This is a genomic window from Pseudomonas sp. HPB0071, assembly GCF_000478505.2.
Lineage (GTDB): Bacteria > Pseudomonadota > Gammaproteobacteria > Pseudomonadales > Pseudomonadaceae > Chryseomonas > Chryseomonas luteola.
In genome coordinates, this window is the sequence record NZ_KI517367.1 from 4,143,578 (window position 1) to 4,156,291 (window position 12,714).

Sequence of the window (12,714 nt, forward strand, 5' to 3'; positions counted from 1 at the left end):
GATTCAAGGTGTTCGGGTGTAATTTTAATCCTATGAGAATTGATGCCATGGCACACCGTCCTGAAGTTCCTCAACCTGACCCGATCGTAAGTGACAATCCTGCCAAAATGCCTAGTTGCATTGAGTTTGAACCACGCGATCTAGACGGCTGGTTAACTTCCGAGCCTAATTGCTGCCAACTAAATGCCAATCCACACACGGCGGATTTTAATTAATCAGTTAAGACTCAAATGAATGGATCTTACCATGCGCCATCTATTTGCAGGTAATGTTCTCAACCTACCATTCAAGCAAGCGATGAGCATCCAAAAAAGGCCTGGACCGCTCGTCAGCCGTGGGCTCTAGCGGGTGAACCGTAGCCTCATGAGGCTATCCCATACAGTGAAGGGTTAGCAGTTAATAGCGGTAATAACTGCTATTTCCAGAAACCAACGTGAGGGTAAATTCATGACTGCCAAGAACAACAATCCTGGTAATTTTGCCAATGATCGTGAAAGAGCGGCCGAGGCCGGACGTAAAGGTGGCCGTAATAGCGGAGGCAACTTTGCCAATGACCGTGAGCGTGCAGCTGAAGCCGGCCGCAAGGGCGGTTCCAAATAAAAGGTGTTGATCTTCCGACTCGTTACTAAGTTGTACGGATCACCATTAAAAAGGCGGAAAAGAATGAATATTCTTTTCCGCCTTTTTAATTCAATCTGAAATTTATAACTCTACAAATCTTATACACGAAATCTTATAAAAATAACTATTTATTTATTGAAACTTGCGCTGCTTCGCTCTAACCGGCATGACACACGTCCTTTCGGAACTGCCAGCATTCGGGAGCCTCTATACCTATGACGTACAAGAAGGTCCGGAAACATCACATTACCGGATGGTTGAAAGTGCCTCGCTCCAGATAGAGCCGGTACCGTTACCTCAATACAGGCAGCACCTGGTTGAGCTCTAAGACATAGACCTGAGTCGATTACTATGAGCGCTAACAAGCCTAGCGATAGTTCTGAGAAGACCCAAAACGCTTTCGTCAACCGCACGACATCCCGCATTCGCGAAGGACTGCCCTATCCCCTGGGAGCCACCTGGGACGGCTCCGGCGTCAACTTTGCCCTGTTTTCGGCTCATGCTACCAAGGTTGAGCTTTGCCTGTTTGACCAGGATACTCTTGAAGAGATCGAGCGCATCGAGCTGCCCGAGTACACCAATGAGATCTGGCACGGCTACTTGCCTGACGCACGTCCGGGGACGTTGTACGGTTATCGCGTACACGGCCCCTATGAACCAGAGGCAGGCCATCGCTTCAACCACAACAAGCTACTGATCGATCCTTATGCCAAGCAGATCGTAGGCGAGCTTGAGTGGAACGATGCGTTGTTTGGTTACACCATTGGCCATCCTGACGGTGATCTCTCGTTCGATGAACGCGACAGTGCACCTTATATGCCTCGCTGCCGCGTGATCGATCCGGCCTTTACCTGGGGCACTACAGAGAAGCCCAAGGTACCGTGGGACCGTACTGTCTTTTACGAGACCCATGTCCGTGGTTTCACTATGCAGCATCCTTCAGTGCCGGAAAACACCCGCGGCACATTCTCCGCGTTCCACGAAAGCGATGTTGTAGATTACATCCGTTCGCTAGGTGTGACGTCCGTCGAGCTGATGCCCATCCACTACTTCCTGGATGACAACCATCTGCTTGAGAAAGGGCTGCGTAATTTCTGGGGTTATAACACCCTGGCCTTTTTTGCCCCTCATGCCCGCTACATGGCCAGCCAATCCATCGGCGAGTTCAAGATCATGGTCGCGCGGATGCACAAGGCCGGCCTTGAAGTCATTCTCGACGTGGTCTACAACCATACCGCCGAAGGCAATGAGATGGGCCCGACCCTCTCGCTCAAGGGGATCGATAACGCCAGTTACTATCGTCTGATGCCGGATAATCCCCGGTATTACATCAACGATACCGGTACGGGTAACACACTCAACATGAGTCACCCTTGCGTATTGCAGATGGTGACTGACTCCTTGCGCTATTGGGCAACCGAGATGCGTGTGGATGGCTTCCGCTTTGACCTTGCTACCATTCTGGGCCGCGAACCCCATGGTTTCGACGAAGGCGGCGGTTTCCTCGATGCCTGCCGTCAGGATCCGGTACTCAATCAGCTCAAGCTTGTTGCCGAACCTTGGGACTGCGGTCCAGGCGGCTATCAGGTGGGTAATTTCCCACCCGGCTGGATGGAGTGGAACGATAAATTCCGCGATACGGCACGGTCCTTCTGGAAAGGCGATGACGACAAACTTGGCGACTTTGCCAAGATTGTTCTCGGCTCGGGTGATCAATTCAACCAGCGTGGCCGCAAGCCGGCGTCGTCAGTCAACTTTGTCACTGCTCACGACGGCTTTACCCTCAACGATGTAGTGTCCTACAACGACAAGCACAACGAAGCAAATGGCGAGGGCAATAACGACGGCCATTCAAATAACCTGTCCTGGAACTGTGGCGTAGAAGGTGAAACGGACGATCCGGAAATCATCGACCTGCGCTACCGCCAGATGCGTAACTTCCTGGCAACCCTGTTCTTCTCCCAAGGCACACCGATGCTGTTGGCGGGTGATGAGTTCGCGCGGACGCAAGGCGGCAATAACAACGCCTATTGCCAGGACAGCGAAATCGGCTGGATAAACTGGGATATCAAGGAGCGCAGTGCTGAGCTTCAGGACTTCACGCGCCGACTCATCGAGCTTCGCATGAAGTATCCGTTACTACGCCGTAGCCGCTTCTTTACTGGCGTATACAACGAAGCGCTGGATATCAAGGACGTCACCTGGTTAATGCCCAGCGGTGAAGAAATGGGCATGGAACAGTGGCAGGACGGCAGCAATCGCTGCATGGGCATCCTGCTTGACGGTCGTGCGCAACCTACGGGGATTCGCCGTGCCGGCTCTGATACGTCGCTTCTGATGATCGTAAATGCTCATTACGACATGGTGGACTTCACACTGCCCCAAGTGCCTCAAGGTGAGCACTGGGTTTTGCAGGTTGATACTAATCAACCTGATTTGTTGGAAACCGGCGACACCTTTGCGTTTGGCGATGTCTATCAAGTAACAGGACGGTCATTTCTGTTGTTCGAATTGACCAAGCAAACCAAACGGAGGAAGCGTCAAGCATGACGAACGCAACAAAGGGTTTCTCGTTCAAGATCCTCACTATCAACACGCATAAGGGCTTTACGTCCTTCAACCGCAAGTTCATCTTGCCGGAGCTGCGTGACGCAGTGCGCACGACATCGGCTGATCTCGTGTTTCTGCAAGAAGTGTTGGGTACACACGAGAAGCACCCGTTGCGCTTCGAGAACTGGCCAGCGGCGCCGCAGTATGAGTTTCTGGCTGATTCCATGTGGACCGATTTCGCCTACGGGCGAAATGCGGTTTACCCGGATGGCCACCATGGCAACGCCGTACTGTCCAAGTTTCCGATCGTGACGTACCAGAACCTTGATGTGTCCATTACCGGCCCGGAAAAGCGCGGCTTGCTGCATTGTGTGCTGCGCGTTCCGGATCATGACTTTGATATCCACGCGATCTGTTGTCATTTGGGGCTCAGAGAGAACCACCGTCTGCAACAGCTGAAACTGATGTGCAAGCTCATTGAAAATCTGCCGGAAGATGCACCATTGGTCGTTGCAGGTGACTTCAACGATTGGCGCCAACGCGCCAGCGATGTGCTCAAGGCGGGCGCAGGGCTTGAGGAAGCATTTCTAAACGCCAACGGGCAACACGCCAAGACATTCCCAGCGCGTATGCCTATGTTGCGATTGGACCGGATCTACACACGCAACCTCACGGTGCGTACCCCTGAAGTCTTATCCAACCGCCCTTGGTCTCACCTGTCCGATCATGCCCCGCTGGCTGTGGAGTTGTGTGTATGAACCCGCAATGGCGAGACGGCAATCGAATTGAGCTCCTGGAGAATGGTGAAGAATACTTTCCCCGGGTATTTGAAGCCATCTCCCAGGCCAAGCGGGAAATCCTGCTGGAAACCTTCATTCTGTTTGAAGACAAGGTAGGCAATGAGCTACACCGTGTATTGATAGAAGCAGCCCGGCGTGGCGTACGCGTTGAGGTCACGGTGGATGGCTACGGTTCGGCGGAATTGACCAAGGACTTCCTTGATAAACTCGTGCTTGCCGGTGTTCGCTTCCGCTTTTACGATCCGCGCCCTCTCTTCATGGGGCGTAGGACCAACCTCTTCCGCCGTCTTCATCGCAAGATCGTTGTCATTGATGCTGAGATCGCTTTTGTTGGCGGTATCAATTTTTCTGCTGATCATCTGGGTGATTTTGGTCCTACGGCCAAGCAGGACTACGCAGTAGAAGTCGAAGGTCCTATCGTAGCCGATATTCATCGCTTTAGCCTTGAGGCACTGGGCAACAGCGAAGAGCCTCGTCGCTGGTGGGGTCGACGACGCAATGAGCCTGCTCGCAACGACTTCCCCGGTGATGCACAGGCGCTGTTCGTTTATCGAGACAACGAAGAGCATCGTACGGATATCGAGCAGCACTATATCGAGATGATGCGAAGCGCCAAGCGTGAAATCATCATTGCTAATGCCTATTTCTTTCCCGGTTACCGCCTGTTGCGTGAACTACGAGACGCGGCCCGGCGTGGCGTGAAGGTCAGACTGATCGTCCAGGGCGAACCGGATATGCCGATCGTGAAGGTCGGTGCACGGATGCTTTACAACTACCTTGTACCTGAGGGCGTCGAAGTCTACGAATATTGCCGCCGCCCTCTGCATGGCAAGGTGGCGCTGATGGACGATTACTGGGCTACGGTGGGCTCCAGCAACCTGGACCCTTTAAGTCTTTCTCTTAACCTCGAATCCAATCTCATCTTCCATGACCGAGCCTTTAATCAGGTCTTGCGTGGTCGGCTCGAACAACTCATGGTGCAGCATTGTCAGCATGTGGACATGACCAAGGTGCCGCGCAAGACCATCTGGCACTTGGCCAAAACCATGCTGGTGTTTCACTTCCTTCGGCACTTCCCTGCCTGGGTAGGCTGGTTACCGGCACACACCCCTAAAATAGCGTTGGTCGAACCGCCCGCTCAATCGCATCTTGAACGATCCGATATAGCAGATCCGGAACGTGCGAGGACTCATACATGACCGCCACTCTAAGGCACTCTCAGGATGCCTCCGTGAAGTCGAAACCTTCTCCCAAAGGTAAAGTGTGGCCGATCGCCAAGAGGCTTCTGACCTACGCTTTTTTCATTGCCGTTACTGTTCTGCTCGTGATGTATGCCCGGCAGGTGAACTGGGTGCAGGTCTGGCATTCCATTCGCCAGTATGGCTGGACCGCTATCCTCATGGCCGTGGGCCTGGTTGTGGTCAGTTATATCATGTATGGCTTTTATGACCTGATTGGGCGAGCCTACTGCAGGCACAAGCTGGGCAAACGGCAGGTGATGATCGTGTCGTTTATCTGTTATGCCTTTACTCTTACGCTCAGTACATGGGTAGGCGGCATTGGCTTGCGGTACAGACTCTATTCTCGCCTGGGTCTGGAAAGCGGCACCATTACCCGTATCTTCAGCCTAAGCCTGGCGACTAACTGGCTGGGCTACATCCTACTGGCAGGGATTATCTTTACAGCAGGGCTGGTGAAGATTCCGCCGCACTGGTACATCGGCAATATGACGCTACGGATGATAGGCATTGGCCTCGTCACCTTTATTGCTGTCTATCTGCTGTTTTGCCAGTTTTCCAAACGTCGCTCATGGACCATTAAAGGGCAGGACCTTAATCTGCCTTCCCTGCGCATGGCCTGTATTCAACTGGTCGTCTCCTCCATCAACTGGATGGCAATGGGTGCCATTATCTATGTGCTGCTCGGACAGAAGATGGATTATGTGTTTGTGCTGGGCGTCCTGCTCATCAGTAGTTTTGCTGGTGTCATCACGCATATTCCAGCCGGAATCGGAGTGCTGGAAGCAGTTTTCGTGGCCTTCATGGGGCATGAACTGGATCATTCCTACATTATTGCGGCGTTACTTGCCTACCGAGCCATTTATTTCATCGCTCCGCTGCTGATTGCCATCGTTGTGTATTTCTTCATGGAAAGTCGCGCCAAGAAAATCCGGGCACGAAACGAGGCCAAGATGGAAAAACAGGACGAACAGGCGCAGGCCAAAGGTCCGGCAGCCTGACCGGCTGCCGAATCCTTATCGGTTGTTGGGTTGATGCATGGTGACCAATCGGTTGAAGGTCACCTTACCCCCTTCGGTAGAAGGTCCCTCCTTGTCCTCCACATAAGCGCCCGCCTTAAAGTAAAGGTGGTAACTTGCCCAGCGCTGATCCAACTGTACAGACAGCTCCCCGTTTCCGCGCCCATGTGTAAAAAGCCTTACGCTCAGCACACCGGTCCGACTCAAGCGCAACTCATAACTGAACGGACCGTCCAATGGAATATTGCGTAGCAGAATTTGTGGCGGAATCTTGAGGGTGTCCGGCTTGGTACGAATCAAGGCCTCAACCTGTCCAGTGACAGGCGTTTTCCCCTCCATGGTAGGGTCCAGACGATAACGCAGGCTGATCAATGCTGAGTCCGGTGTACCCTGACTATCTCCCACCGTACGGATCTGTCCGATAATCATCTTGCCACTGGAAGGCACTTGATTAACGCGCAGGTCAGCCTGCATCAGGCTGACGGAGTCTTCGTATTTCCAATTGTATTCACTGCCATCCGGGCGCGTTTCCCGAAGCTCAGTACTGGGATAGTTGAGTTCCGGCGTATAACGTCCTGTTACGGGAGCCCAGAGGGTCACGCTACCATCGGGAGTACGATAAAAGTAATCACTGCGGTAGTTGCGATTGAGTACGTTGGTCTCAATAACGACAGGACTGGATGGCTCGGGAATTGTCAGATTCCACTCTGCCAGATCTACCATGTGAGTCCTCCCTGATTACCTATAAAGACCCTGATCCGGTGCTACTGCATTAGTAGAACCCATAGCGTGTCAATAAAACATGAATGATGCAAACAGCAGCCTGGCAACCTCGGCGGCAATAACAGATCAGCTTCATTTACCTGCGGGAAAACGCAAGAAAAACGGCGCGTTAAGCGCCGTTTTCTTTTTTGTCTTCCGATCAATGCTCGGGTCGAGTGCCAGGTCTCAGGATAACGACACCCAATGGCGGCAACTTCAGATCCAAAGAGGCTGGCTGGCCATGGCTAGAGGTTTCATCTGCCGTAACGGCACCACCATTGCCAACACCACTACCGCCGTAAATATCGCTGTCGCTATTGAAGAGTTCTAACCACTGTCCCCCTTCAGGCACGCCTATACGGTAGTCATAACGCGGTACCGGTGTGAAGTTTCCAACAACCAGCAGGGGCCGCTTCTGTGAGTCGAAACGCAACCAGGCAAATACGCTGTTGGCAGAATCATCACCTACCAGCCACTGGAAGCCTTCCGGTTCGCAGTCATGCTCGTGCAGCATGGGCTCTGCCCGGTATAACCGGTTCAGATCCGCTACCAGCTTTTGTACACCCTGGTGGTTCTGATGCTGCAGCAGGAACCAGTCCAGTTCGCGGTCGTGGCTCCATTCACGCCATTGACCGATCTCGGACCCCATGAACAGCAGCTTCTTGCCCGGATGCGTCCACATGAAGGACAGGTACGCACGCAGGTTGGCAAACTTCTGCCAATTGTCACCGGGCATCTTGTTCAGCAAAGACCCTTTGCCATGCACGACTTCATCATGGGAAATAGGAAGAACAAAACGCTCGGAATAGGCGTATACCATACCGAAGGTCATGTTGTGATGGTCGTAACGGCGGTAGATCGGATCACGCTCGATGTAATGAAGCGTGTCATGCATCCAGCCCATGTTCCACTTGTAGGAGAACCCAAGACCGCCCTCGGAGGTAGGCTTGCTGACACCAGGCCATGCGGTTGACTCCTCTGCAATCATCAACGCACCGGGCGCTTCTTCATGCACCACATCGTTCAAATGGCGGAGAAAATCGATTGTCTCGAGGTTCTCGCGGCCGCCATATTTATTGGGAATCCACTCGCCCTGCTTGCGGGAATAATCGCGGTACAGCATGGATGCGACCGCATCCACACGCAGGCCGTCTATATGGAAATGCTTGAGCCAATGCAGCGCAGACGACAGCATGAATCCGTGTACTTCATTGCGCCCAAGGTTATAGATGTAAGTGTTCCAATCCTGATGGAAACCTTCGAAAGGATGCTCGTACTCATAGAGTGCTGTACCGTCGAAACGCGCCAGTCCATGGGGATCCGTCGGGAAATGCGCGGGCACCCAGTCGAGAATCACACCGACGTGCGCCTGATGGCAGGCATCTACGAAGGCTGCGAAATCAGCCGGCGTGCCATGACGAGAGGTTGGAGCGAACTGCGACAGTGGCTGATAGCCCCATGATCCACTGAACGGATGCTCCATCACAGGCAATAGCTCGATATGGGTAAAGCCCATCTCCTGAATATAGGGAATCAGCTGTTCAGCCAGCTCCCGCCAATTCAAGATGCGACCATCGTCGCCACCGTCACGACGCCATGAGGTAGAGTGCAGCTCGTACACCGAGAACGGCGCATGAACAGACTGGCGCTCCTTGCGCTGCGCCATCCAATCATCATCATGCCACTCGAACGGAGCCGGATCAGCCACTACCGAGGCGGTGCACGGCGGTAGCTCCGTTGCCAAGGCGACTGGGTCAGCTTTTAGGGGCAATAACCCATGCTGACCAAGGATTTCGTACTTGTATGAATCACCCGGCTTGACGCGGGGGATAAACAATTCCCACACCCCTGCACCGTGCCGTAGGCGCATTGGGTGACGGCGACCGTCCCAGGTATTGAAGTTACCCACTACTGAAACCCGACGTGCATTGGGTGCCCACACAGCAAAGCGTACACCCTGAACACCATCGATGGTCATCGCTTGAGCACCCAGGCATTGGCCCAGCTGACGATGCTTACCCTCATTGATCAGGTAGATATCGACATCGCCCAACAGTGTACCAAAGCTGTAAGGGTCTTCTGTCTCCTGTACGCCACTGGGCCAGCGGATCCTGAAGAAATACGTTGCCTGATAGTCCAGGCGGGCATAAAACAGCCCGGGAATCTGCCCGGCTTCCATATGGGCCAAGTGGCGACCGCTCTCACGCTCGACCAGCTCGACACCCAGCGCATTGGGTAAAAAGGCACGAACCAGAAACCCGGTACCATCCGGGTGAGGCCCCAAGATGGCAAACGGGTTGCCATGTTCTCCGCGAGCCAGCGCGTCCGCCTCTGGAGCAGATAGCTGGGCGTAGTCTGGTTGGTGGTTCTGGGGTGCTACGGCTTGAGTCATCCTTTTGCTCCCGAAATGAGCGAATCCACAATGGCGGCTACGCCGCGCAGCGGAATGTTGATCCAGTTAGGCCGATTGGCCGCTTCATAACCAATTTCATAAACGGCTTTCTCTAGCGTATAGAGATCCAGCGCTGCCTGCTCACCACGCTCGCTCCATTCATGGGCGATACCGGCAGCAGCCTCACGATAAGCCTTGAGGAAGGCCGCGTAAGCCGTTGTGCGATAGGTCTCTGCTGCCTGTCGCCGTTGACGCATTGCCTCTTCCGACGTATCGGCACCACTGTTACTGCTCATGGTGATCATGGCCGCCGCATAGTCAAAGGATCGCAGCAGACCTGCCACGTCCTTGTGCGGACCATACTTGGCACGACGCTCATCCAGCGAACGGGCAGGCTCACCTTCAAAGTCGATCAGGTAGGCATCGTCCTGAGACACCAGGACTTGCCCAAGGTGCAAATCTCCGTGAACACGGATGCGCAAGCCACCGGCTACGTCTTCGGCAAGGGCTTCGATACGCTCGCCAAGTTCCTTGCGCTGAGACACCAACTTGTCGAGGTGCTGGGTGCTGGCGCTATCCAGGGAGGCGCGTTTGTTCTCAAGCGTATCCAGCGCAGCGTCAACCTGCTCTCGTACACGGTGAGCAAACGTACGCGCGGAGTCTGCATCGATCTTCTCGGGTGCAAACGCAGCGTCATCGGTGTCCTGGGCAAGCAAGGTATGCATTTCACCCAGGCGCTGTCCCAGAATGGCGGCAAAGTTTTCCAGATCGGACATGGCAGTGAACTCGTTCTCCACCTCTGACAGACCTGCCTCCAACATGTCACGGGTTACCTGGTCCAGCTTGTCCAGCGTCCACTTCCAGGCATCCCCCTGGTTATGGATCTGAGGCTGCACCAACATGAGCACATTGGGTGTGCCCTCTTCGTTGTAGCGTGTCACCTCACCCAGTAAGGGCGCCATGTTGGCAAAGCCTTTGTCCGTCAGGAACCGACCCATTTCGACTTCAGGGTGAATACCTGTAGCTACCTTCCGGATCAGCTTGAGCATGTACTTGTCGCCTACAATGAGCGAACTGTTGGACTGCTCTACACCCATGTGCCGAATTTCAGTTTCATCGGTTGTAGTGAAGTTCTCGACATCCATGTACGGCTGGAAGCGGATCTCACCTGCAGGCGATTTCAGTACGGCCTGATCCTTGAAGGCCTTGAACACCCCATGCACAAAGCTGGTCAGCGTAAAGGCATCGGTAACCAGACCTACGTTGCGAACATGGCGAATGCGGGACATCGCCAACTGGGTAGCCAACGGACTGCAATGCTGGTCACTCTCGGCCAGGAAGCCCAACGGCAAGGCATAATGCTCCTGCCCCTTGGCATTTTTCACACAGACTTCCATGAACAGCACGGGGAATTTCGGCGTTGGAATTTCCACAGCGTACATGAGGGTGACCTGCTGGATCGCCTCGTCCTTGCTGCCGAACCAGCGGCGCTTGGGCAGGTACAGCGGCAGGATTTCCTGTTCAAGAGCCTTGCGCGGCGTACCGCTGAGCAACTCTTGCAGATTCTTTTTGATGACGAGCGTTTGGAAGTCAGGCATGGTTTCTGGAGGCTCGGAGTGCCACGCAGGCATCTGTTCATTGCCTGCGAGGTAGAACCAATAAAATCCGTACGGCTGAAGTGTCAGCATGTAAGGCAGTTGGCCAATGGGCGGAAAGGCACTGCCTCCCAGCATTTCCACGGGCACCTTGCCTGCCATGGATGACAAATCCAGTTCGACGGCCTGGGCAGCACGCGACACGTTGGCAACACAGAGAATGGTCTCGTGCTCGCCTTCGGGCGTGGTGTAGTCACGCAAATACGCCAGAATACGGCGGTTGGTTGGCCGGAGCATCTTCATGGTGCCGCGACCAAAGGCTTTCTGTTGCTTGCGCACGGCCAGCATGCGGCGCGTCCAGTTCAGCAGCGAATGAGGATCGCGCGCCTGTGACTCTACGTTGATCGACTGATAGCCATATAGCGGGTCCATTACCACCGGTAGCACGAGGCTGGCCGGGTCGGCGCGGGAGAAGCCACCATTGCGGTCGACCGACCATTGCATCGGCGTACGTACGCCGTCTCGGTCGCCTAGGTGGATATTGTCGCCCATGCCGATTTCATCGCCGTAGTACATCGTAGGCGTACCTGGCATGGAGAGAAGCAGGCTATTGAGCAGTTCGATCCGCCGACGATCCCGCTCGAGCAGCGGTGCCAGGCGACGGCGAATCCCCAGATTGATGCGCGCACGCCGGTCTGAGGCGTAAAAATTCCACAGATAATCCCGTTCCCGGTCAGTCACCATTTCAAGCGTCAGTTCGTCATGGTTGCGCAAAAAGATCGACCATTGACAGTTCGCTGGAATTTCAGGGGTCTGACGCAGGATATCGCTGATAGGAAAGCGGTCTTCCTGGGCGATAGCCATATACATGCGAGGCATCAGCGGAAAGTGGAACGCCATGTGGCACTCGTCACCTTCGCCAAAGTACTGCTGCGTATCTTCCGGCCACTGATTGGCTTCCGCCAGTAACATCCGGTCCGGGTAATTCGCATCGATCTCGGCACGAATCTGTTTGAGTACCGCATGGGTTTCGGGCAGGTTTTCGTTATTGGTGCCGTCACGCTCCACCAGATAGGGAATGGCATCCAGACGCAGGCCATCGACGCCCATGTCCAGCCAGTAGCGCATGATCGAGATCACCGCTTTCATGACCTGAGGGTTATCGAAGTTCAAGTCAGGCTGGTGCGAGTAGAATCGGTGCCAGTAATACTGCTCAGCGACGGGATCCCACGTCCAATTGGACTTTTCGGTATCCAAAAAGATGATCCGCGTACCGTCGTACTTCTTGTCATCATCTGACCAGACATAGAAGTTGCGCGCCGAAGACCCTTTCTTCGCCTTGCGTGCACGCTGAAACCAAGGGTGATCGCTAGAGGTATGGTTGATTACCAGCTCAGTGATGACCCGCAATCCCCTTTTGTGCGCCTCGGCAATAAAGCGCCTAGCATCCGCCATGGTGCCGTAATCCGGATGCACTCCACGGTATTCGGAGATATCGTACCCGTCATCGCGGCGCGGCGACGGGTAGAACGGCAGTATCCAAATGGTGTTAACGCCCAGGCCAGCAATGTAGTCGAGCTTATCGATCAGGCCAGGGAAGTCACCGATTCCGTCGTTGTTGGAATCGTAAAACGACTTCACGTGAACCTGATAGATGACCGCATCCTTGTACCACAACGGGTCATTGATAAAGGCCGCCGGTTTGCGCGAGCGCGTTTTTTTTGGTTTCGCCATTTA

At 54.2% G+C, this 12,714-nt stretch carries 7 protein-coding genes and 1 pseudogene; 5 read left to right on the forward strand and 3 right to left on the reverse strand.

Features of this window, described 5'->3' with window-relative positions:
• Positions 1–471 precede the first annotated feature (471 nt).
• The 5 genes and pseudogenes from HMPREF1487_RS19185 to HMPREF1487_RS19205 all read left to right on the forward strand — a co-directional run.
• A pseudogene (locus HMPREF1487_RS19185) lies at positions 472–600 on the forward strand (general stress protein); the annotation flags it as partial.
• 372 nt (positions 601–972) lie between these two features.
• On the forward strand, positions 973–3,171 hold the full coding sequence (glgX, locus tag HMPREF1487_RS19190; RefSeq protein ID WP_010798370.1) for a glycogen debranching protein GlgX: 2,199 nt from the start codon (positions 973–975) through the stop codon (positions 3,169–3,171).
• A complete protein-coding gene (locus HMPREF1487_RS19195) occupies positions 3,168–3,929 on the forward strand; it encodes an endonuclease/exonuclease/phosphatase family protein (RefSeq protein ID WP_010798371.1) in 762 nt (253 codons plus the stop codon). Before glgX ends, HMPREF1487_RS19195 begins: the two co-directional genes overlap by 4 nt.
• The gene (clsB, locus tag HMPREF1487_RS19200; protein WP_010798372.1) at positions 3,926–5,170 is read left to right on the forward strand and encodes a cardiolipin synthase ClsB; all 1,245 of its coding nucleotides are present in this window, start codon (positions 3,926–3,928) and stop codon (positions 5,168–5,170) included. Before HMPREF1487_RS19195 ends, clsB begins: the two co-directional genes overlap by 4 nt.
• Before the next feature lie 32 nt (positions 5,171–5,202).
• Positions 5,203–6,210: a lysylphosphatidylglycerol synthase transmembrane domain-containing protein gene (locus tag HMPREF1487_RS19205; protein WP_019365608.1), complete on the forward strand. Its 1,008-nt coding sequence runs from the start codon at positions 5,203–5,205 to the stop codon at positions 6,208–6,210.
• Between the two features lie 15 nt (positions 6,211–6,225).
• On the opposite strand, the gene HMPREF1487_RS19210 is transcribed toward HMPREF1487_RS19205, so the two are convergent.
• The 3 genes from HMPREF1487_RS19210 to treS form a co-directional block, all read right to left on the reverse strand.
• Positions 6,226–6,951: a polysaccharide lyase family 7 protein gene (locus HMPREF1487_RS19210; protein WP_010798374.1), complete on the reverse strand. Its 726-nt coding sequence runs from the start codon at positions 6,949–6,951 to the stop codon at positions 6,226–6,228.
• A 199-nt stretch (positions 6,952–7,150) separates the two neighbouring features.
• Positions 7,151–9,382: a 1,4-alpha-glucan branching protein GlgB gene (glgB, locus tag HMPREF1487_RS19215; protein WP_010798375.1), complete on the reverse strand. Its 2,232-nt coding sequence runs from the start codon at positions 9,380–9,382 to the stop codon at positions 7,151–7,153.
• Positions 9,379–12,711 (reverse strand): maltose alpha-D-glucosyltransferase, encoded by a 3,333-nt coding sequence (treS, locus tag HMPREF1487_RS19220; protein WP_010798376.1) that lies wholly within the window; start codon positions 12,709–12,711, stop codon positions 9,379–9,381. Before treS ends, glgB begins: the two co-directional genes overlap by 4 nt.
• Between the last annotated feature and the right edge of the window lie 3 nt (positions 12,712–12,714).